Origin of the sequence: Limnohabitans sp. JirII-29 (assembly GCF_003063395.1) — a bacterium.
GTDB lineage: Bacteria > Pseudomonadota > Gammaproteobacteria > Burkholderiales > Burkholderiaceae_C > Limnohabitans.
Genome location: NZ_NESB01000009.1, coordinates 1 through 24332, shown reverse-complemented (window position 1 = coordinate 24332; position 24332 = coordinate 1). Strand labels below are relative to the sequence as shown.

Sequence of the window (24332 nt, the reverse complement as noted above, 5' to 3'; positions counted from 1 at the left end):
ACATCACACAAGAAGCCCCGTTCACAAGACGGGGCTTTTTCTTGTCTGCAACACCCCTCCCACTTGAAACATCACGGCATGCAAGACACTTCTCCCATCGACATCGTGTACCTCTGGGTCGATGGCAACGACAGCCAATGGCGTCTCAAACGCCAGCAGGCAGCCAGCAAACTCTGCGCTGACGGTCACAACGCGATGGCCCGCTTTGGCAATGTAGAGGGGCGCTTTCGTGACAACCAAGAGCTGCGCTACAGCCTGCGGGCGTTGGATCAATTTTTTCCAACCCATGGGCACGTCTACCTCGTCACCGACGCACAAGTGCCGGCGTGGCTGCAAGACTCAGACCGACTGACCATCGTCGATCACCGGGCGCTGATTCCACACGACGCGCTGCCCACCTTTGACTCCGGTCACATCGAGTCGTACATCCACCGCATCCCGGGCTTGTCCGAGCGTTACTTTTATTTCAACGACGACGTATTTTTTGGCGCCCCTGTGCACGCCAGAGACTGGTTCTACCCGGGTGGCTTTTACGTCACCTGGTCGGACGACCCGTGTGTGCCAGGCTTGGCCATGCAAAGCCACGACACCTCGTTAGAAAACGCCAGCCGTTTGTCGCGCCAATGGCTGCAAACCAAAGCCACCCAACAGACACCACACACAACCATCGGCGCACACCGCTTAGACCCCCATTACGCGCACACCCCACGCACCTTTGCGCACTCGCCACGACCCATGTTGAAGTCCTTGCTGTATGCCCTGGAACATGAAGCACCCGACTTGTTTGCACAGGTACGCTCCACCGTGTTTCGCGCCTGGGACAAACCCACTCTGGTGTCTGACTTTGTCTTGCGCTGGGCACTGGCACATGGTGTGGCCCAACTCAAAGACTACAGCCACAGCTATGTTTCCACGGGTGCCTCGGACACGCACACTCAGCTCAAACAACTGCGCCATGCCTGGGGTTCACTGGACTTCTTTTGCATCAACGACACCACCGACGACGCTCACCCTGACGATCCGCGCCTGACCCAGGTACGCGACACCTTGCAAACCCTGCTCCAAGCGCCCTCTTCCTTTGAAAAGATGCGCCACGCCACGTCACATCGGGGCTTATCGGGCAAGCCGCAACGACAGTCAAATTTACTTACATATTTTTTAATTTAGATTCACAAATTAATTCCCTAGGAGTAGTATTGCCACCGAAATGAAGACTTTGTTCAATTGAACTTTTCATTGAAAGCTGGCCATGTCCAAGCAACCATCGCCCACGCAGACAAATGGCCCGCAAGGGCAGGGATGGCCTGATCGGCTGAAATACCCCGGCACTCTTTGGCACTCGTTTTGGATCGGCAGCGGGCTGACGGCACTGGTTCTGGTCCTCGTCGGCTTGGCATGGTGGTCTTACCAAGATGACGACCCCACCCATTGGACGGTCTGGCTGATCACCGGGAACATGCCCTTGTGGGCCGGTCTGATGGGCATGCTTCTGGGGTTGGCGGTTTTAGCCCTGTGCATCAGCTATCTGCGGGCGCAAGAACGCAAGCAGTGGGTTCTCGAAGGCGTGCAACGCGACCGCCATTTACGTGCCATGCTAGATGCGGCACCCAACGGCATGCTGGCCATCGATACCAACGGCATCATCGTGATGGTCAACAACCAAATGCAACGCCTCTTTGGCTGGTCACGGCAAGAAATGCTGGGGCAACCCATTGAAATGTTGTTGCCTGAACGCTACCGAGGCAAACACTTGATGCTGCGCCACACCTTTGTGCAAGCCCCAACACCGCGCGCCATGGGGGCTGGGCGGGACTTGTTTGGTTTGCGCAAAGACGGGCAGGAATTCCCGGTTGAAATTGGCCTCAACCCGACCGACCCCGACAGCGTGATTGGCCTGCAAATCGTCGCCTCAGTGGTCGACATCACCGAGCGCAAACAAGCCGAAGCGGAACTGCGTGCCGGGCGTGATCGCATCAAAAACATTTTCAACGCCGCACCCAACGGCATGTTGGCCATCGACAAAAACGGCGCCATCGTCATGGTCAATACCCAAATGGAGCGCTTGTTTGGATGGGCACAAGAAGAAATGCTGGGCAAGCCCATTGAAATGTTGTTGCCCGAACGCTACCGCGGCAAACACATCATGCTGCGCAACAACTATCTGCAAACACCACAACCCCGTGCCATGGGCGTAGGCCGTGATCTGTTTGGTCTGCGCAAAGACGGGTATGAGTTCCCTATCGAAATTGGCCTCAACCCCACCGGCCCAGACAGCAACATCGACATGCAGGTGGTGGCCTCCGTGGTGGACATCACCGAGCGCAAACAAGCCGAGGCGATGCTCAATGAAGCCAACAACCTGCTGGAAAAACGCATCGCTGAACGCACCATGCAATTGGAGGCGGCCAACCGCGCCAAGTCCGACTTTCTGGCCAATATGTCGCATGAGTTGCGCACCCCCTTGAACGCCATCATCGGGTTTTCAGAAATGTTCAAAGACGGCGCGCTGGGGCCACTGGACGAACGACAACGCGGCTTCAGCGCCGACATTTATGAAGCAGGCAAACACTTGCTGTCCTTGATCAACGACATCTTGGACTTGTCCAAAGTTGAAGCTGGCATGTTGCAGCTGCAACTCAGTGCCGTGAACTTGCTGCAACTGTTTCAGTCCAGTACCTTGATGGTGCGCGAGAAAGCGCTCAATCATGCGATTGAACTCAGCACCCACATCGACCAGAGCATTGGCACCGCCTTGTGCGATGAGCGCAAGGTCAAACAAATCATCTACAACCTGTTGGCCAATGCCATCAAATTCACCGAACACGGTGGCACCGTGTCTTTGCGCATTGAACGCTGCACGCGCGCAGACATCACACTGAACCCCGCCCTGCCGGGACGGCTGCTGGAGCTGCCAACCAGCGACAACCAAGCGTTCTTGCACATCGCGATTGAAGACAACGGCATTGGCATTGCGCCAGAAGACCTGCCCAAACTGTTTGAACCCTTTGTGCAAGTCGACAGCTCTGCCGCACGCCTGCAATCGGGCACGGGCTTGGGACTGTCGCTGGTCCGCCGCCTGGCAGAACTGCACGGCGGCACGGTTGGGGTCAGCAGCCGTCTGGGGATGGGCAGTTGCTTTCAGGTCTGGCTGCCGTATTGCGAAGTGGCCCATACCGAGGCGCAAGAAGAAGACACCGAGCATCTGCTCGATAGCCCGGCCTTGACTGTGACCTCCAACACGAGCTTGCAGCCCCCCTTGGCCTTGGTGATCGAAGACGATGAAGATGCCGCCCGCCTCATCGCGGGGCAACTCCAGATGGATGGCTTTGAAGTGATCTGCGCGGTCACCGCTGAAGAAGGCTTGGTGCGGGCAGAAAGGCGACCACCCGACTTGATCACCTTAGACATCTTCTTGCCTTTGATGAACGGCTTTGATTTCATGCGCAAACTCAAAGCCTCACCCAAATTGAAAAACACCCCTGTGGTGCTGATCACGGCCTCCAAAGAAATGGACCACGGCTTGGCTCTGGGTGCACGACGGGTGTTGCACAAGCCGTTCTCACGCGCCCAACTGAGATCGGCCTTGAGCGGGCTTGTGGTGTCGCCACAACCGGGAACGCCGAAGGTCAGAATTTTGATTGTGGATGACAACCCCAAACTGGTGGAGTTCTTGGCCACACTCTTGGAGGCCGAAGGCTATGGCGTCACACGCACCTATGGTGGGGCAGAAGCCATCCATGCCGTGAGTGTGGAAGTGCCTGACCTCATGATCTTGGATTTGATGATGCCCGAGGTCAATGGCTTCGAGGTGGCATTGGCCATGCGACAAAAACCCAACAGCGTCCACATGCCAATTCTGGTGTTGACCGCCATGGAGCTCAGCGAAGAGGACCGGGCACGCCTCAAACTCAGCGTGGACAGCATCATGGAAAAAACCCACTTCAACAACGCTGAACTGTTGGCCGAAGTACGCCGGGCCTTGCCCAAACGCAACGATAGATGAGGGGGCCGCATGAAAAAGATCCTGGTGATCGACGACGATGCACGCAACTTACGACTCGCAGTGGCCGTGCTTGAACAAGCCGAGTACGCAGTGTTGAGTGCCGACAACGGCCCCGATGGCATTGCCTTGGCCACCGCGCAAAGCCCGGACTTGGTGTTCATGGATGTCCAAATGCCAGGCATGGACGGACTCACCGCGCTGCGTGAATTGCGCGCCAATCCACAGACCCATGGGTTGACCGTGGTGGCCCTGACCGCGCTGGCCATGAAGGGAGATGCCGAGCGGCTGCTGGCGGCTGGTTTTGATGGTTACTTTGAAAAACCCATTCAATACAAAAAATTTCTCACAGAAATTGAATGCCTGCTCGACGTGAAAGGCTTGCATGATTGAGGAGTTGCTATGACACACACACCCAAACATGCCCTCATCTTGGTCGTTGACGATGAAGAGCGAAATCGTCGCCTCCTCACCTCCATGCTGGAAGTCGAAGGCTACCTGGTCAACGCCGTGGGCAGCGGGCAAGCCGCATTGCAAACCATGGCCACGCAGCGCGCCGACATCATCTTGCTTGACGTCATGATGCCTGGCATGGACGGCTACCAGGTGGCACGCGCCCTCAAGGCACAAGACAACACGCGTGCCATTCCGATCGTGATGCTCACCTCGCTGGATGACCGCGACTCTCGCTTGCGTGGCCTAGAAGCAGGGGCAGAAGACTTTTTAACCAAGCCGGTTGACCGCATCGAACTGCTCGCCCGCGTGAAGAACCTGCTGCGCCTCAAAACCTTCAACGACTTCCTGGCAGAAAACAACCACCTGCTCGACGCCTTGGTGATGCAACGCACCCAGCAGTTGGTCAAAAGCTACCACCAGACCATCGAAGTGCTGACCCGCGCTGCCTCCTACAAAGACGAGGAAACGGGTGCCCACGTGACCCGCATTGGGCTCTACACCGAAGTTTTGGCGCAGTCGCTGGGCATGGATGCCACTTTCTCCGATCTCATTCGTTACGCCAGCCCCATGCATGACGTCGGAAAAATTGCCATCCCCGACGCCATCCTGAGCAAGCCCGGGGCCTTCACCCCTGAGGAATGGGCCATCATGAAAACCCACTCACAGCTCGGCGCCAAACTGCTCAGCGGCTCCGACTCCCCCTACCTGCTCATGGGTGCAGAAATCGCCGCCCACCACCATGAACGTTGGGATGGTGGCGGCTACCCCTTGGGATTGGTGGGCACAGCCATCCCGATGTCGGCGCTGATCATGAACATCTGCGACCAATACGATGCCCTGCGCTCGGTGCGACCCTACAAGGGGGCGCTGTCGCATCAGCGCACCTTGGAGATCATCACCACCGGCGACGGCAGAACAGCGCCCTCACACTTTGCCCCAGACGTGTTGCAAGCCTTCAAACAATGCGCGACGCAATTCCAAGATATTTTTGATGCGCACCTTGACGTGCGACACGCCGCATAAACCTGGTTGCATCAGTCGTCAAATGGCCGAAGCGCACTGGGCAATTGCAGCACCTCCTGCAGTGGCAACGGTTTGGAAAAGTAAAAACCTTGGGCCTTGAAGCAGCCTGTCTCAATCAAGATTTCACGTTGGAAGTTTGACTCCACCCCTTCGGCGGTCACATCCAGCTTGAGTGCTTTGGACAAGGCCATGATGCTGGCCACCACACGAGAGTCGCCCGTGTGGCGCAAAGCGGAAATGAATGAGCTGTCAATCTTGAGCTTGTGTACCGGCATATTGGCCAAGCGCGACATCGACGAGTAGCCTTTGCCAAAGTCATCGATCGCGATTTGAATGCCCATCCCAATCATGGATTCCAACTGGCTGTTCACTTCGTGCTCACTCTGAGACAACTCGGACTCTGTGAACTCAAGCACCAAGCCTGCGTAATCGTCGTTGTACGACCCAAGGTATTTGGCCAGCAATTTAAAAATTTTCTTCTTGGCAAACAGCTGTGGCGACGAGTTGAATGCAATTTTGCAACCCGGAAACCGCTGCTGGATGTGCTTGATATCTTCTGTGATGCGAATCAACACCAGCTCTGTGACCTGGTCGATCACACCGATCTTTTCCGCAATCGGAATGAACTCGGCAGGCGACACCATGCCCAATTCATCGTCATGCCAACGCGCCAACGCTTCAAAACCCAAAATCTTTCCGGTCCTCAAATCGACCTCAGGCTGGTAATTCACAGACAAACTTTGGTTCATCAGGGCCACGGCCATCTTGGCTTCCACTTTGTTGCGGCGTGAAATGATTTTGATCAGCTTGGCGTCCAACCACTCAATCCGCGATCGCCCAGACTCTTTGGCATGCAGCAATGCGGTGTCGGCATAGATCAACAAGTCGTTGATGTTGTCCGCATCACTCGGGTACATGGCAGCGCCGGCACTGAACCCGGCCGTGAGGTGAATGCCGCCTGAGAACTGAATGTTCAAGGCCACCGCCTGGATCGAGTCTTTGAGGCGCTGCTGAAAAGACGCCACGTCTTCGTTCATGTCAATCACTGCAATGAACTCATCCCCTGAGCGGCGACAGATGTATTTGGGGCCAGGCAATTTCTCGCTCAGGTGCTGCGCCACCTGCTTGATTACCACGTCGCCCTGCTCATGGCCGTAGCTGTCGTTGATGCTCTTGAGGTGGTCCAAGTCGATGAACAACACCGCAAACTGAGGACTGCCTGACTTTTTATTCAAGCGCTCGGTGATGTATTCAAAAAAGGCACGGTAATTGGGCAAGCCCGTCAACTGGTCAAGGTAAATCAAATCCTTCAACCGCGACTCGGCGGCTTTCAGAGGACGCACATCGGAAAAGATGGCCACATTGCCCTGACTCACGCCTTTGTCATTGAGCAGGGTGGACACCGACAGAATCGTGGGTATCGACTGCTTGTCGGCTGTGGTGAAGAAAGTTTCACCCCGCCACTCACCATGATGCTTGATCGACTCCACGATCGACAGCCCCGAGCCTCCCAAGTCTTCGTTGCGGTACAAAATGCCTGCTGGCTTGCCCAGCAAACGTGCTTTCTCATACCCGGTCATGCGGATCAAGGCGGTGTTGACATCGACAATTCGCCCATGTACATCGGTGATCAAAATTGCTTCGGCCGCGGTTTCAAACACACGCGCTGAAATCAACAACTGCTGGTTGGCCGCACGTTGTCGCAACAGCAGTTGCAGCAACGCGTCATGCACCGACGAAATTTCATCGCCGATATGGCCGGTTTCAATCTCCACCTCTTGGCCATTGATCATGCGCGAAGCCAAATCCACCAGGGCATTGAGTCTGCGTGTGGTTTCCTGTGAAAAAGTTTTGGTCCACCGATACAAGCCAAGAAACAACCATACGCCACTGATCAACGAAAAAGCAAACGCGGCGGCCACCACCAACAGACTGTCCCAAATCATTTGAGAAAGGTGCAGGTACACCGGGAATTCGTATTTGCCCAGTGCAATAGGCACCTTCACAAACGCATGGGTCACAGCCCCCAAGGTGCTCGTCTCGTGCCCATCGGTCAATGAGTACATCAGCGCCAAATCCTTGGGTAAATGCAACTCATCGGTCAGATGGGTCACGTTGAATGAAATCAACAAAATGCCCAGCACGCCATCTGAAAATGGCGCCACCACCGGCAAGGTGAACACCAAGTGCTGGCCATCGTCTTGGGTCAACAGTTCATGGAATGGCCGCACCTCATCGATGGTTTTTTGAATCATTTGATTCGAGGGACGCAAGGCCCTCCCCGGTTGGGTGCTCAAGATGTAGTCACGCCCTTTGTAATCGAGCAAGTCGATGCGACGGATGGTGTTGTTGTTGAGTCGATTCAACAAGGGAACCAAGTACACGTCACGTCCCACTGAATCGGTCAAGCCAGTCCAGATCAAGGAAGAGTTGCCCAGCGAATCCGCCTCACGCAGCATGGCACTGACTTCAGCCGAGAAGGTAGACGTGACCAACGACTGGTGTTGCTGCAACTGGCTGTACTTGTAAAACAGCGAGCCACTGACGGCCAACAGCACAATCAGCGCGGTCAGCACTGACAAATAGAGACCAAAAATCTTGAACAGTTTTCGGCCAATTTGCTCGCGCAGGGTCACGGACTTCATGTCATTCAATCGGTATCAAGCGACCCAAACGGTCCATCTTCACAAACAAGACTTGTGACGCATCCAACGCGTCATGCCGAGCAGACGTGAACGCCTGCGTGTAGTGTCTCACCGCGCCCTCAAAGGCGGGCAGTTTCTCCAGCGCATCGCGAACTTTGACAGCTTGCGTCGATTGCGCCTTGTTCACCGCCATGGCCAGCAAATGCACGGTGTCATAGGCTTGTGCAGCACCGACCGGGCTGGGAATGTCGGTGAATGACTGAAAGCCACCGTTCTTGCGAATCCATTCGCCCAGGTACTTGGCCCGGGGCCGGTTGTTTTTGACAAACGTGAAGGTTTGAATCACGTCGAACGTGACGTCCCCCAAGTACTCGCCCGCCAGCTCGTGCAACACCCCGCCCGACACCCCCCAGTGCGAGACCATGGGCAAGCGTAGCTGCGGGGGTTGTGACGCCACGTCTCGCAGCAACAGCGCCGCTTCTTTCTCATTGCCGACAAACATCAAGGCTTTGCTGCCAGCACTCAAACAAGCGCGGTAGGGCTCGACAAAACTCACATCGCCCCAGTTGTACCAGCGCACCACGTTGAAGTCGACTTTGTACTGCCCCGCCTTGGCCCTGATCACTGCTTCCGAAGACCGTCCCCACGACGTGTTGGGCAAAAAGACACATGCCTTGTCGGCCTTGTACTTGAGGGCCAGACGCTTGATCATGGTCTCCACACCCCACGAGTCTTTCAAAGACACCCGAAAGCTGTAGGAAGGCTTGTAGCTGTGGTCGGTGATCTGATCGGCCGACCCCCACACGCTGATCAGCGGCACTTTGAGCCGGTGTGCGTCGGGCAAAACTTCCACACTGACCGGGCTGTACTTGCCCTCTAAAACAGCCACCAAATCCTGGCGTCCTGCCAACTCCACAAAGTTGTCTTTGCCGCGTACCGACACGCCTTTGTTGTCGGTGGTCACCAAGCTCAAAGGACGGCCATTGAGCACGCCACCCGCAGCATTGATTTCAGCCATCGCCGCACGGATGCCCCACTCGATCGACTGCGGCGCTGTATTGGTCTTTTGACCATAGGCACCGTCAAATCCAATCAGCACTGGAGCGCCTGCCGCCCCACCCGATGGCGCCGCCCAGCACACGCTGAGCAGGCAGCTCAGCAAGCCAAGACCGATTGATTTTTGAACCATCTTCTTCATCTCATGCATCCTCAGTGAGGTCCACCGACAAACTTCGAATGGCGCTGACGGTTGTCAGGTCACGAAACTCAAAGCCACCATTCACACTGGGCGCAATCAGGCCCATGGCCAACAGTTCTTGAATGGACGCTTGCAGCACCGGGCGAGGAATGTGGTTCTCTTGTAAAAAGTCAAAACTCACTTGCTTAGATTGCCGTGCCGCTTGCGTGATCAGGGCATAGGCACCCGGCGACAAATTGTCCAACACCGCCAACAAGTTGTTGCGCGTGGTCAGCGACACATCATCCACGCTGGGCGCTTGCATGTGGTGGACACGCGTCAAAGGCGCCTCGGCAGGTCGAGGCCCCAGCACCCGCACAGAAATTTGTTGATCGGCCAAGGCTTGCAAATTGGTGACGACCAGGAAGATGCGGTGCCCTACCAACCGCGCAATGCCCTTGTCACCCAACACAGTGCGCATGATGTCCAAAGACTGCAACCCATACACCTGCAGCATCAATGGCCCAGCGTTGGCGGCCTTGATCAGCATCGTGGCCAAGCGCTCTCCCGCCGTCATAGAAGCACGTATGTCCTCGAAATCCAGCTTGAGTTGAGAAAAAGAAATTTGCTGAAACAAACACTCCAGCAAGCGGTCGCGCTGCCTGGAGTGCGGCAGTCGTAACCGAATCAAGGTAAAGCCCTGTAGCAGGCATGTGTTGCCCATGGCATCCATCAACGACGCAGCCACAGCAGGTGGCCAAGACTCAACCGATGCCCACTGCGCCAAGCCCGACTCCACGAGACGGCAAATGTCATGCAGGAAGGGCAAACCGCCCCAGCGGTCTTTGACATCGGGCAACGGCATGGCCGCTGTGCCCAGGGCAAACACATGTTCTGAGGCTTTGGGTGCGCTGTCTGCGTTCGGGCTCACGGCCTTCACCGCCAACCAAGGCACACTCAACGCCGCCAGTTTGCGCGTCAACTGGTCACTCAAAGGATGCATGCCCAACGCCGCATGCTGGGCCAGCTGAATGGCAATGGCAAAGCACGCCGCAGCGCGCAATTGCTCCGACCCGTTGGCCACAAACTCGATGTGTGAGGCAATGCCAACGCCAATAGCTCGCTCCAGGGGTTTGCCTGCCTGGTTGCTGGCATGCGCTCGGAGTTCGTGCACATAGGGCTGCTGATTGATCCACGCTTGCAGGTACTGAGCCACATAAACAGCGCGATCGGCGTCATCCACATGCGCCACCGGATGACCAAACCAAAGCAACACCCCCCCATCGGGCAACTGCATGAGCTGGCCATCAAAGGCATCGCTCAAACGGGTGGCCAGCTCTTGCAAGGCATTGAAAAACACATGCCGCAAGGCCAGCGTTTCAACAGGGTTGGGCAAGCTGCCAGGGGCCACCACCGCCACCGACGTGACCGTGCGCACCACATAACCAAAGTGACGTGATCGGCTTGTCGGGGCCACCGACTGCCCTTCTTCACTTTGAATCATGCGCCGGGCAATGATGGTCGCCTTGGCGCGATTGCTCACCCCGATGATTTTGAAAATGGTGAACAAATGCTGCTTCACCGTGCCATAGCTGATACTCAGTTCAGCCGCAATTTCCTTGTTTGACTTGCCTTGCGACAGCAGCATCAAGACCTGCATTTGCCGATGGCTCAATGCAGGCTTGAGGGATGCGTCGTTGTCACTCATCAGCGCTCACGCATGCCCTGCTGGAAGGCCACATAAATCGGACGTAACAAATAGCGCAGCACCGACTGGTGATCGGTCACCACATCGGCTTGAACCGTCATGCCGGGCTCGATGCTGAGCACCTGGTGAGCGGTGGCCAAGTGTGTGGCGGGCAAGGTCACGATCACTTTGAAGTAAGGCTGTTGACGTTCATCCAAGGTGCTAAATGCCGACACCATCGACACCGAACCATCCAAGGTGCCGTAGCGCATGTAGTCGTAGGCGCCAATTTTTACGCGTGCGGTTTGGCCCACATGCACAAACCCAATCTCGCTGGGCGACACCCGAACTTCAGCTTGCAATTTGCGGTCGGCCGGCACCACGTTCATGAGCACGGCACCCGGGGTCACCACGCCGCCCACCGTTCGGTAGCGCAAGTCTTGCACCACGCCATCTGAGGGCGCCACAATTTGCAGCCGCTCTAAGCGATCACGCAATTTACCAAGCTGCTCCTCGGTCTGAGCCAGTTCACTGGCTGAGGTGTTCAAGTCATCCAGATTGGTACGCCGAAAGCGCAACAACTCGGCCTGAACCTGGTTCACGTTGCGCTGCGCGTCCAGGGCTTGCACGCGTGTGGCCAGCTTGTCTTTGGCCAAGTCGCCTCGAATTTTGCTGATCTCGGTAAGGATGGTGATTTCTTTTTCCAGCTGGGCAATTTGATCCAGCGAGGTTTTGAGCGTGTGCTTTTGCTCTTCCACCAAGGTTTTGTACTGCGCAGGAATCTCGTTGAAATTGGCAGGACGGTTGGCCAATAACGCCCGCAAACGCTCGACCCGCGCATAAAGTGCCCAATATTTGGCGGCCACGGTTTCGTATTCCGCATTTGGCTCAGCCTCGTTGAAGCTGATCAGCAACTGCCCTTTGGTCACGGTTTGGCCATCGATCACATCGATGGACTTGATGCGCCCACCATCGATGTGTTGCACCACTTGCACCGACTGAATGGGCATGATTTGCCCGCTGGCTGTGGTCACCGTATCGAGACTGGCAAACAAAGCCCACACCACAAACGCCAAGATGGCGTACAAGACCAGCTTGACCGTGGTTTCCATGTAACGCGGCGGGGCAGCTTCTTCCAACAAAATGGCTTTGGCCAAATAGTTGTCCGAGCGATTGCCCAACGCCAGCTTGGGATGTTCGGGGTTTGCATCACGCATGGCGACTCCTTGTTCTTTGTGTCATGTCCATCGCACTCATGGTTTGATCGCCGTGACGGTGGTCTGCTTCAAAATTTCTGCGGGTGGCGCCGCGGCACGCAAATAACCTTTGTCAAACACCAGCAGCGTGTCAGCCAACAAAATTTGGCTGGGGCGGTGGCTGATGAAGAGAACGGTGGACTTGCCTTTGAGCGACGTCATCACATCGGTGAAGCAGCGGTCCCCCGCAGCGTCCAACGCATTGCCAGGTTCGTCAAACAGCATGATGGGCGCGCGCGTGATGTAGGCCCGGGCCAGCGATATTTTTTGCTTCAGGCTTGACGGCAAGGAGTTGGTGTTGTCACCGACGCGGTACTCCACCCCTCTGGGCAAGGCCAACACCTGGTCCAGCGCACCGGCCATTTCCAGCGCTTGGAGAATTTGTTGGTCGGTGGCATCGGGGCGGGCCAGGCGCAAGTTTTGTGCAATCGTGGCCCGAAACAACTGCGCCTCTTGGGGTGCGTAACCAATCAGGCGGCGCAGCTCCAGGGGGTCGAGTTGTCGAATGTCCACGCCATCGACCAGCACCCCACCCGACTGGGCCTGGTACATGGCCATCATCAACTTGAACAAGGTGGACTTGCCCCCGCCGTTGGGGCCCGAAATGGCCACCATCTCACCGGGCTCAATTCGGAAATCAACCCCCACCAAAGCAGGGTCCAGGTTCAAGGAGTAACGAAATGACACCCGTGAAAACTCGACACGCCCTTGCAGACCACGTGAAATGGGCGACGCGGCATAGTCTTGACGCTCGCCCGCAATTTTCATCAACGCATTGATTTGCTCTCCGGCACCACGCACCCGTTCGACCCGCGTCATGTTGACAAAAATGGTTTGCAAGGGGCTGAGCACGCGCCACATCAAGATCATCGAAGCAATCAACGCACCTGAGGACAAGGTTTGCGACAGCACCAACGGCGTGGTGAAGGCCACGATCAGCAAGGCAGAAAGCATCATGAAGAAATACGAAATGCCCACCAGCATTGATGCGAGCTGCTCGGCATGGAACGAAGCCATGGTGGCGTTGGCCGAAATGTCACGTAACCGCGCACGCCACACCAAGCTGCCACCGCACTCATGGATGATGCGCATCTTGGACACCATCTCAATCAAAAACGCGTTGCGTCGTGACGAGGCTTTGCTGCTGGCCAGCACGAAGTCTTGCGTCTTGTGCAAGAACAGGCGATAGAGCAACGCATAGATGGCAGCCATGGCCACAAAGATCAACAGCGCCACCGGGTTGATGATGGACAGACCCACCAAAATCACCAGTGTGGCGGGCGACTCAAAAATCGTCGATGCCAGAGGGCCGGTGAACACATCGCGAATCGCATCGAACGACTGCAAGCGCGTGACCTGCGAACTCACTGACGCACGCTCGGTGTAGCTGGGCGCCATCTGCAGCACACGTTTCAAAATTTCCGTGCCGAAGATGTATTCAATGCGCCCGGCCACAAAGGCCAATATTTTGGCGCGATGGCGCATGAAGAAATAAGACACCGCAATCGCCAGCACAGCGCCAACGGTCAGATAGGCCAAGGTGTCTTGCGCCCCGGTTGGAATGACGGTGCTGTAGACCACGGTCAAGAACAGCGAGCTGGTCATCATCACCAGTCCCGACAACAACGCGGTCACTGTGGCCATGACCATCATGGGTGTAAAGCGCAACATCACATGGGCCACCCACGAGCGAATCTCAGAGGGTTTGCGTTCGACGTATTCGTAGAACAAAGCACGACCGCGCACATGCGTGTCTTGCAGCAGTTCAGACGGCGTCTCCAGGTTACGCGCCACCCGGATCTGACCATCGACACAACCTGTCACCACAAACGCAGGTGCGTGATCGGGAATGAACAGGCAGGGCACCGACCGTGGATCGATGTCAGACAGGTGGCAGTTCAACTCCGACACCTTGTAGCTCAACTGCGCCATGGCGTTTTGAAAACCCGTGAGATCCAGGTTTTGCATGAAGTAAGGCAAGGCCTCAGACACCTCACGTGCGGAGTCTCGTGCGTTCAACAGCTTGAGCAACAGCGCCAAGCAGTCGGACAAGTCATCGACTTCTTTGAAGTTCGACTGGATGGTGTCATGGATGTCTTCCCATTTCTGCGCATCCAAGAACATTTTTTGGGTGTGCGATTCAAAGAAGTTGGCACTCGCCGCCCGCAGGCTCTGGGCTGGCAACACAGGGCTTTGCACCACTGGCAGGGCACCGGGTGTGACGGGTTCAAGCTCGGCGCCCCAGCGCTCGCTCACACCTTCGGGCATGGCCGTCAACGCAACCTCCTGAATGTGGCCATGGCTCAAACGCACGCGGCGATCTGCCAGTTTGCGAAAAGAAGGGCGTTGCGTGACCAACACCATGGTGAAGTTTTTGCGCGCCTTCTCCAAGTATTTGAGCAAGTTGGCATCGCCCTCTGAGTCCATGGCAGAGGTGGCGTCGTCAAACAAGATGATGCTGGGGTTAGACGACAACGCACGCACGATGGCAATGCGTTGCTGGTAGCCCGGAGGCAACGAGTCGGTCGCCATGTCGCCAATGGGCGAGTCCCAGCCGCGCGGCATTTTGGCCACAAAGCGGTCCAGCCCGAGTTCGGTGGCAATCTGCAAAGCCAGCTCGGTACGCGATGGATCGAACAAGGTGATGTTGTCCAGGATCGAGCCCTCCAACATCACCGCCTTTTGCGGCAAATAGGCGATGTAGCTGGACGCACCGTCAACGCCCAAAGCCCGCAGGTCGTGTTGGTCCAGCAAGACCTGGCCAGAGTCTGGGGTCAATACCCCAGCAAGCAGTTGCAACAAAATGCTGCGACCGGCCCCACTCTCGCCCTCCACCATCACGCATTCACCCGCCGCAATGGAGAGGGTGCAGTCAGCAATCAACGCATTTTCAGATTTGGGAAAGCTGTAGCGCACCGACTGCATGTCCAACGCAATGGGCTTGCCACGAAAGGCCTCTAAGGCTTGATCGCCCCCTTGCTGGGGCTGTTTCAAACCCGACTGCTGCAACAGTGCCACCAAGCGGTCGCGCAGCACCTCGTCTTGCTGGTACTTGCTCCACATGCCACTCAAACGTTGCAAGGGGGCTAAAGACCGCATGCCCAACAACACACAAGCCGCCAACTCGCCGTTGGTGAGCCGTCCCTGCGTGACCAAGAAAGCCCCGAGCGCCACAATCAACACGGTCATCAAGGACGAGAACACTTGCCCAATGCCCGACGACATGTCCAAGGCATAGGTCATGCGCAGCATCACCTTGGCGCAACTCTCTTGCAAGCGCTCGTAACGGCGCAGCATGAGCGACTCCATGGTCATCGCCTTCAACGTGTGGATGTTCTTGAAAATTTCATTCAAGAAGTTGCCACGCCGCAAATCACTTTCTTTTTGTTGCTTGATCAGCTCCGGGTCATGCCGGCCGTTGCGCCACGTGACAAACACGAACACGCTGTACCCGCAGACCAACAACAGGCCGACCCACACGTTGATGAGGGTCAAGATCAGCACATACAAAAAGACAAATGGCAAATCCATCCATTGCTGAAAGGTTTGACCGGAGTAGTGGTATTTGAGTGTCGAGACCGATTTGAAGTCTTCCATCACGGCACCTGTGCCTTTGAGTTCAAACTCATGCAAAGGCTGCACCATGATGCGATCCACCACGGCCATGATGGCGCGGTGTTCAAAGCGGGCAGAAATCCAAGCCGTGATGTAGGAGCGGATGATGCGGATCAAAGACTCCAGAGCAATCGCCACGGCAACGGCAATCGAGAAGATCGTCAATGTCTCCAATGACTGGTGCGGCAAGATGCGGTCGTACAACTGCAACATCAACAAGGGCAAAGCCAACGCCAACACGTTGATCAAGATACTGGAGATGACGATGATCGTGCGCTCTTGCCCAAACGGTGACAAGGTTTCAATGGCTTGCAGCGCAGGCCCCGATTGTTGGATCTTGTCCCAGCGGGCCATCAAATCAGCCATCTCCTGCTTGAACTTGCGCCACTGCTTGCCCAGCAGAAAGTGCTCCACAAAACCAAGGTCTGGCGCCTGTGTGGGCGTGGTCTCACGCACGTGAAACGCTTGCGCCATGTCGTTGAGCATGACGGCAAAGAGATGGACGGTCAGACGGTAGATCCGCCAAACGGCAACAAAGACAAAGCCCACCACCCACACCAGAGGACGCAGGACCTGGCGCAAGCCTGTTGGCAGCACAGCCCACAGGCGTTGCCCACCGTGGGCGCAGGCAGCGCTCACACGACGCAATACAAACATCAAGGTTCGAGTGACTGGGTTGTGTGCCATCCAGCGACACAAGGCGCTCACGCCCTGGCTCAGCAACGCACACAAGGCAAACAACAAACGCAAAGGCAAGATGGCCAAAAACAAAGCCACTTCCAGAATTCGCAAGAGAACTCGGAACACAAATTTCATGAGCATTTGCACGAATTTCATGGCTTGACCGTCGCCTCAGAACCGACACCTTGCAGGGCATTGACAGCCGCCATTGAACCGTTGGAGGCATCTAGCTTGCGTGCAGCCTCGATCCAGCTGGCATCTGGCTTGGGTAGCTTGCCTCCGCCGTAGCATGGGCTTTGCCCCAGCTTGAGCCCACCACCAATCGACTTGAACAAATCGACCGAAGCCCGCAACTGGTCCAGGCGCGCGCTGATGGCTGCATCCTCTGCAGCGAGCACAGAGCGTTGAATTTCGAACAGCTGCATGTAGTCCATGCCACCCAACTCAACCACCTTGGAAGTCATCGCCGCCAGTTGCTTGCCCCGCGCGCGCGATTGGCTGAGTGTTTGGTAGCTCTTGTCGGTCATCACCACGCTGGACAAAGCTTCCTCAACATCGCGCATCGACGCGATCACAGTGCCGGCATAAGCCTCAAGCAGTTCAATATTTTTAGCTTGGGCAATTTCAATATCTGCTTTGCGTTTGCCACCGTCAAACACATGGGCCACCAAATTGGATGACACGTTGTAGAACAGACTTTGTGGGCTGGTCAGCGTTGACAACATGTAGCTGCCATAGCCTCCCTGCCCCGACAACACAAAGGACGGAAATAAATTAGCCCGCGCAGCGTACAAGTCAGCTTGCGCCGCCAGCAAAGTGGCCTCAGCACGCTTGATGTCTGGGCGACGACACAGCAAGTCCGAAGGCAAGCCCGCCGAAGCGATGGGAATGGACAAGTTCTGAATCGATTTGGCTTGAATCTTTAAACTCGATGCGGTGGTTCCCAACAAAGCAGCCAAGCGGTTGAAGGCCCGCTCGCGTTGCAGCTTGAGGCTGGTGACCAAGGCCTCGGTGTTGCTTTGCAAAATCAATTGCTGCGACAACTCGATCAAGGTGGCGTCCCCCTTGCTCACGCGTTGCTGCAAGCCACGTGAGATGCCATAAATGGTTTCGAGGTTACGTTCGCCCACCTCGATGCGCTCATCGGTAGACACCACCTGAAAGTAGGTGGCTGTCACATCGCCCACCAACGTCAGCGCCACGGCTTCTTTGTAAAACTCGCTGGCCACGGCTTGCGCGTAGGCCGCGTCGGTGTTGAAACCTTTGCGGCCCCACAAGTCAACCTCGTAATTCACCATCGCACCAATTTGCCAAGTCCCTTGGCTGTACCAATCGGCTTTGCTGGCCGCCGAACCCACCGCCGGAAAAGGTGCTTGTCGCTGGTAGCCCCCTGTCACATCCACCGTGGGTGACTGAGCCGCTTTGACCGAATCAATCTGCGCCCTGCTTTGCGCCACGCGCGCCACGGCAATGCGCAAGTCGTAGTTGTTGGTCAGCGCCAACGCCACCAGCTGGTTGAGTTCTTGGCTATGAAAGTCTTGCCACCACAATTCTTTCGGGGCAGGCAAGACAGCCTCGGTAGGTGGGCTGCTGAATGTCTTTGGCAACCAGCCAACATACTCGGGCCCTGTAGGCGGTGCATTGTCAGCAATTTTAGAAGAAGAACAACCTTGTATTAATGAAAACAATAATGTGAGTATTAAAGGTTTAATTACTAGTTTGCAGCGAACCTTATTATTAAAAACACTTGGAAGGAGTGATTCGCCCGGTGCCTTCATATCAGCGATTAAGGGGCATGAAACATGCTGTTTTCATTCTCAGAATGATACTGGACTTGGTCTTTTATGCCAAGTTATATAACTTTCAAATTTTATTTTTTGGTAATAAAAAGACACTAACTCAAGTTAGTCTGAATAGATAGACATAACACCTTATCTCTAGGCATGCCAAATAATCTTGTCAACGTTGTCAATGTTGTGGGTCACTCCATCGGAGGTCACGATTTGCACCGTGGTGTTGCCTGAGGTGTCGGCAAAACCCGAGGCACTGTCCACCGATAAACCAGTCGCCCACGTGGGTGTGGACGCCGCCTTGATGACCCACCCATCCACAGGTGTGGTGCCAGTGGCCGAGACACCGTGGTAGGTGCCTTTGATGTCCACAATGTCAGACCAATTGCTGGCCGTGGTGGTGTTGCTGGTGCCTTGTAACAACTTCTGCGAATCAAGCTCGACATAGGTAGCACCGTTGACACCGCTGTTGGGGTTGGCATTTTGAATGTCCAACACATAGGTGTTGTTGCCATCAAAGATATTCAATATTGAATGTGTGGTGGCGCCATCTGTCGAGTCAATGGTCATGGTGTTTTGCAACAAAGTACCCGCAGAACTGGACAAGTTGTTCAACAAGGTGCCGAAGTCCAGTTTGTCACCATCGACGGCACTGTTGAAATCGGTGATCAGTTCTTTGGAACCCGACGACAAAGTCGGCAAATCGGTCAGGGTGTTGTACTTGAATGTGTCGGCGCCGGTTCCCCCCGTGAGGGTGTCTACGCCCTGCCCACCGATCAATATGTCATTGCCACCGCCGCCCGACAAGGTGTCGTTACCCGCACCACCGATCAACAAGTTGTTGGATGCGTTGCCTGTCAGGGTGTCGGCGAAGGCAGAGCCCACCACGTTCTCCATCCCCGTGACGGTGTCACTGCCTGAGCCGCCCGTGGTCTGCGCCGTGGCGACAGACAAGTTCATCGTCACGCCCGAGGTTGCAGCAGAGTAACTGACCGTGTCTGAAAGGCCGCTGTCACCGGTCAAGGTGTCGTTGCCCGAGGTGGCAACCAAATAGTCCGTGCTGGCTGCCAGCGTGCCATTGCTGATCAAGGCAGACAAACCCGTGATGTTGCTGACCCCAGACAGATCAATCAAAAGGTCGTTTGTCGCGCTGGGCGTTGCCCCCACTTGGGTGTAGATATAGGTATGGGTGACAGAACTGATGGTGGCGGTGAAAGCCACCGTGGCACCGGCATTGCCCAAGTCGTTGGCTCGCAAATATTGCACCACCGCAGCAACATCGCCAATGGTTGTCAACGCCACGGGCGCGGCGAATGTGTTGTTGTCATCAAATTGGATGATGCCGTCGGTGATTTTGTGCGATGCGACCGTGGTGTTGGTGTTGACCTTTAAGGTTGAATTGGTGCCATTGACCGTTGCGTTGGCTGGAATAAACGGTGTGCCGGGCAACATCAGCTTGTCGGTGCCCGACGCGAAGTCGGTGATCACGTCGTAACCCGTGATCGTGCCGTTCATGTTGGTGCCGCCAATCGTGAGTGCGGTATCTCCCGAGGCATAGGCAAAGGTGTCAGCCCCTGCACCACCTGTGAGGGTATCGGCGCCTGCACCACCCACCAGCATGTCGGCACCAGAGCCGCCTTTGAGGGTGTCGATGCCAGCAAAGCCAAACAAGGCGTTGGCACTTGAACTCGCACTTTGGTCAAAGCTGTCGGCACCACTGGTGCCCAAACTCATCGCGAGGACGTTGGTGTTGGCGGTGCCATCGCTGACTTGCAAGGTGCCAGTCACGGCACTGGTTTGTTGGGTGGGGGTCAACTCAAAATAACCACCCGTGCCCACCGATGGGCTGCCAAATGCGCTGGCAAATGGGGTGTTGAGTGACAGCGTGGCATTGTCGATGTCGGCAGCCATGAACAAGATTTTTCCGGGAGCGACGATCAGGTTTTGTGTATTCGCCACCGGCGCATCGTTGACGGCGGTCACATCGATGGTGCTGGTAGCGGTGCTCGAATTGGCAGTGCCATCGTTCACTACCCAACCAATGGTGCGTGTTGCAGACACGCTGGTGGGGTTGTCGTTGAGCGATGCGTAGCTGACTGAACTCAACGCAGTTTGGTATTGCGCCACGGTGGCGGACCCCGAAAGCGTCAATACCCCTGTGGTCTGGTTGTAACTGCCCACGATGCCGTTTTGATTGGTGAAACTCAGCATGTCACCCGTGGTCAAACCTGCAGTGATGCTGACCGTTGCACCGGTCAGTACGGTGTTGTCGACGTCTGTGGCGGTGATGCCAGGGTTGATGGCAGCGGCTGCTGCGTTTTCGGTATACGCCAGATGTGTGGCGTTGGCAGTGAGCACGGGCGCGTCGTTGGTACCGGTCATCGTGACGGTGATCACTTGACTTGTTCCGTCTGCTGTCGCGACCGTGAAGCTGTCGGTGTAAGTCTGCCCAGCGACAAACTCGTTGTGGGCGTTGTTGGCGGTGTAGGTCCAAGCGCCGTTGGTGCCGATGCTGAATTGGCCGTAGCCGTTGTTACCAGCGACATTGCTCTGGGCGACGAAGGCCGCGTTACTGTCAACGTCTGTTGCAGACAGTGAGCCCGTGGTGCTCAAGGATGCTGCTGCGTTTGTTTCTGTGAGGCTTGCTGTGCTGGTGCCGGTGATCACCGCGGCATCGTTCGTGCCGGTCATCGTGACGGTGATCACTTGACTTGTGCCATCCGCCGTCGCGACCGTGAAGCTGTCGGTGTAGGTCTGTCCACCCACAAACTCGTTGTGCGCACTGTTGGCGGTGTAGGTCCAGGCGCCGTTGGTGCCGATGCTGAACTGACCATAACCGTTGCTGCCGGCTACGCCTGTTTGAGCAACGAACAATGCGCTGCTGTCGACGTCTGTCGCAGACAACGAACCCGTTGTACTCAAAGAGGCTGCACTGTTGGTCTCGGTCAAACTCGCCGCGCTGGTGCCTGTGATGACTGCTGCATCATTGCTGCCGGTCATGCTGACTGTGATCACTTGACTGGTGCCATCCGCCGTCGCGACCGTGAAACTGTCGGTGTAGGTCTGTCCGCCTACGAACTCGTTGTGCGCGGTATTGGCTGTGTACGTCCAGGCGCCATTGGTGCCGATGCTGAATTGACCGTAACCGTTACTACCGGTCACAGCGGTTTGCGCCACGAAGGCGGCGCTGCTGTCCACATCCGTGGCGGACAACGTACCCGTTGTACTCAAAGAGGCCGCGGCGTTTGTTTCTGTGAGGCTTGCTGTGCTGGTGCCGGTGATCACCGCGGCATCGTTTGTGCCGGTCATCGTGACGGTGATCACTTGACTTGTGCCATCCGCCGTCGCCACCGTAAAGCTGTCAGTGTAGGTCTGACCACCGACAAACTCGTTGTGCGCACTGTTGGCGGTGTAGGTCCAGGCGCCGTTGGCGCCGATGCTGAATTGACCGTAGCCATTACTGCCTGCGACCGCTGTTTGGGCGACAAACAACGCACTGCTGTCCACGTCCGTGGCACTCAATGTGCCTGTAGTTGAGAGCGAAGCTGCTGCGTTTGTTTCCGTCAAGCTGGCGGTACTGGTTCCGGTGATCACCGCGGCATCGTTCGTACCGGTCATCGTGACGGTGATCACTTGGCTCGTGCCATCCGCTGTCGCCACCGTGAAGCTATCGGTGTAGGTCTGACCACCGACAAACTCGTTGTGGGCGTTGTTGGCGGTGTAGGTCCAAGCGCCATTGGTGCCAATGCTGAACTGGCCGTAGCCGTTGTTACCGGCCACATTGCTCTGGGCGACGAAGGCCGCGCTACTGTCAACGTCTGTTGCAGACAGTGAGCCTGTGGTGCTCAAGGATGCTGCTGCGTTTGTCTCCGTCAAGCTCGCCGTGCTGGTGCCGGTGATCACCGCGGCATCGTTTGTGCCGGTCATCGTGACGGTGATCACTTGACTTGTGCCATCCGCCGTCGCCACCGTAAAGCTGTCAGTGTAGGTCTGACCACCGACAAACTCGTTGTGCGCACTGTTGGCGGTGTAGGTCCAGGCGCCGTTGGCGCCGATGCTGAATTGACCGTAGCCATTACTGCCTGCGACCGCTGTTTGGGCGACAAACAACGCACTGCTGTCCACGTCCGTGGCACTCAATGTGCCTGTAGTTGAGAGCGAAGCTGCTGCGTTTGTTTCCGTCAAGCTGGCCGTGCTGGTTCCGGTAATCACCGCAGCATCGTTCGTACCGGTCATCGTGACGGTGATCACTTGACTTGTTCCGTCAGCCGTCGCCACCGTGAAGCTATCCGTATATGTCTGACCACCGACGAATTCGTTGTGCGCATTGTTGGCGGTATACGTCCAGGCGCCGTTGGTGCCGATGCTGAACTGGCCGTAGCCGTTGTTACCGGCCACATTGCTCTGCGCAACAAAGGCTGCACTACTGTCTACATCGGTAGCACTCAATGTGCCGGTTGTGGAGAGCGAGGCTGCGCTGTTGGTCTCAGTCAGGCTGGCGGTGCTGGTTCCGGTGATCACCGCTGCGTCGTTCGAACCCGTCATGCTCACCGTGATCACTTGGCTGGTGCCATCTGCCGTCGCGACCGTGAAGCTGTCGGTATAGGTCTGACCACCGACAAACTCGTTGTGCGCGCTGTTAGCCGTGTAGGTCCAAGAGCCGTTGGTGCCAATGCTGAACTGACCATAACCGTTGCTGCCTGCCACCGCGGTTTGTGCGACGAAGGCTGCACTGCTGTCCACGTCCGTGGCACTCAAAGTACCAGTTGTACTCAAAGAAGCTGCTGCGTTTGTTTCCGTCAAGCTGGCGGTACTGGTTCCGGTGATCACCGCGGCGTCGTTCGAACCCGTCATGCTGACGGTAATGACCTGCGAGGTGCCATCCGCCGTCGCCACCGTGAAGCTATCCGTATAAGTCTGGCCACCCACAAACTCGTTGTGCGCGCTGTTGGCCGTGTAGGTCCAAGCGCCGTTGGTGCCAATGCTGAACTGGCCGTAGCCGTTACTACCGGTCACAGCGGTTTGTGCGACGAAGGCTGCACTGCTGTCCACGTCCGTGGCACTCAACGTGCCGGTTGTGGAGAGCGAAGCTGCACTGTTGGTCTCGGTCGGGCTGGCAGTGCTGGTACCTGTGATGACCGCCGCATCGTTGCTGCCCGTCATGCTGACCGTGATCACTTGGCTAGTGCCATCGGCTGTTGCCACTGTAAAGCTGTCGGTATAAGTCTGACCACCGACGAACTCGTTGTGCGCGCTGTTGGCCGTATACGTCCAAGCACCATCGCTGCCAATGCTGAACTGGCCGTAGCCGTTGTTACCGGCCACATTGCTCTGGGCGACGAAGGCCGCGTTACTGTCAACGTCTGTTGCAGACAGTGAGCCCGTGGTGCTCAAGGATGCTGCTGCGTTTGTCTCCGTCAAGCTCGCCGTGCTGGTTCCGGTGATGACTGCTGCATCATTGCTGCCAGTCATGCTGACCGTGATGACCTGCGAGGTGCCATCCGCCGTCGCGACCGTGAAACTGTCGGTGTAGGTCTGTCCGCCTACGAACTCGTTGTGCGCGGTATTGGCTGTGTACGTCCAGGCGCCATTGGTGCCGATACTGAATTGCCCGTAGCCGTTGTTACCAGCCACACCAGTCTGCGCAACGAAGGCCGCGTTGCTGTCAACGTCCGTTGCAGAGAGTGAGCCTGTGGTGCTCAAAGAGGCCGCGGCGTTTGTTTCAGTCAGGCTGGCGGTGCTGGTACCTGTGATAACCGCTGCATCATTGCTGCCAGTCATGCTGACCGTGATGACCTGCGAGGTGCCGTCTGCTGTCGCTACCGTGAAGCTGTCGGTATAAGTCTGGCCACCCACAAACTCGTTGTGTGCGCTATTGGCGGTGTAGGTCCACTGACCGTCAGCACCGATGCTGAATTGACCATAGCCGTTGTTACCCGCCACATTGGTCTGGGCAACGAAGGCTGCGCTACTGTCCACGTCGGTGGCGCTGAGGGTGCCGG

The 24332-nt window shown here is 56.5% G+C and carries 11 protein-coding genes; 4 read left to right on the top strand and 7 right to left on the bottom strand.

What is annotated here, in order from left to right; translation table 11 throughout:
- Positions 1 to 78 precede the first annotated feature (78 nt).
- The 4 genes from B9Z39_RS13750 (at position 79) to B9Z39_RS13735 (ending at position 5479) form a co-directional block, all read left to right on the top strand.
- Positions 79 to 1167: a Stealth CR1 domain-containing protein gene (locus tag B9Z39_RS13750; protein ID WP_108302089.1), complete on the top strand. Its 1089-nt coding sequence runs from the start codon at positions 79 to 81 to the stop codon at positions 1165 to 1167.
- Positions 1168 to 1249: 82 nt separating this feature from the next.
- The gene (locus B9Z39_RS13745) at positions 1250 to 4003 is read left to right on the top strand and encodes a PAS domain S-box protein (protein ID WP_108302088.1); all 2754 of its coding nucleotides are present in this window, start codon (positions 1250 to 1252) and stop codon (positions 4001 to 4003) included.
- A 9-nt stretch (positions 4004 to 4012) separates the two neighbouring features.
- On the top strand, positions 4013 to 4393 hold the full coding sequence (locus B9Z39_RS13740; protein ID WP_100147746.1) for a response regulator: 381 nt from the start codon (positions 4013 to 4015) through the stop codon (positions 4391 to 4393).
- A gap of 9 nt (positions 4394 to 4402) precedes the next feature.
- The gene (locus tag B9Z39_RS13735; protein WP_108302087.1) at positions 4403 to 5479 is read left to right on the top strand and encodes a two-component system response regulator; all 1077 of its coding nucleotides are present in this window, start codon (positions 4403 to 4405) and stop codon (positions 5477 to 5479) included.
- Between the two features lie 11 nt (positions 5480 to 5490).
- On the opposite strand, the gene B9Z39_RS13730 is transcribed toward B9Z39_RS13735, so the two are convergent.
- From B9Z39_RS13730 to B9Z39_RS13700, 7 genes are all read right to left on the bottom strand, one after another.
- Positions 5491 to 8124, bottom strand: a complete 2634-nt coding sequence (locus B9Z39_RS13730; RefSeq protein WP_108302086.1) for a bifunctional diguanylate cyclase/phosphodiesterase — start codon at positions 8122 to 8124, stop codon at positions 5491 to 5493.
- A gap of 1 nt (position 8125) precedes the next feature.
- On the bottom strand, positions 8126 to 9313 hold the full coding sequence (locus B9Z39_RS13725) for an ABC transporter substrate-binding protein (RefSeq protein WP_199221217.1): 1188 nt from the start codon (positions 9311 to 9313) through the stop codon (positions 8126 to 8128).
- Between the two features lie 10 nt (positions 9314 to 9323).
- Positions 9324 to 11009: a LuxR C-terminal-related transcriptional regulator gene (locus tag B9Z39_RS13720; RefSeq protein ID WP_108302084.1), complete on the bottom strand. Its 1686-nt coding sequence runs from the start codon at positions 11007 to 11009 to the stop codon at positions 9324 to 9326.
- Positions 11009 to 12205 (bottom strand): HlyD family efflux transporter periplasmic adaptor subunit, encoded by a 1197-nt coding sequence (locus B9Z39_RS13715; RefSeq protein ID WP_108302083.1) that lies wholly within the window; start codon positions 12203 to 12205, stop codon positions 11009 to 11011. The genes B9Z39_RS13720 and B9Z39_RS13715 overlap by 1 nt, the downstream gene beginning before the upstream one ends.
- 36 nt (positions 12206 to 12241) lie before the next feature.
- Complete coding sequence (locus B9Z39_RS13710; RefSeq protein ID WP_108302082.1) at positions 12242 to 16696, bottom strand: peptidase domain-containing ABC transporter; 4455 nt, start codon at positions 16694 to 16696, stop codon at positions 12242 to 12244.
- Entirely contained in the window at positions 16693 to 18318 is a 1626-nt protein-coding gene (locus tag B9Z39_RS13705; RefSeq protein ID WP_100147753.1) for an efflux transporter outer membrane subunit, read from the bottom strand. The genes B9Z39_RS13710 and B9Z39_RS13705 overlap by 4 nt, the downstream gene beginning before the upstream one ends.
- Positions 18319 to 18477: 159 nt before the next feature.
- Positions 18478 to 24332: VCBS domain-containing protein (locus tag B9Z39_RS13700; RefSeq protein WP_108302081.1), on the bottom strand; the 5855-nt coding region annotated here is incomplete at its 5' end.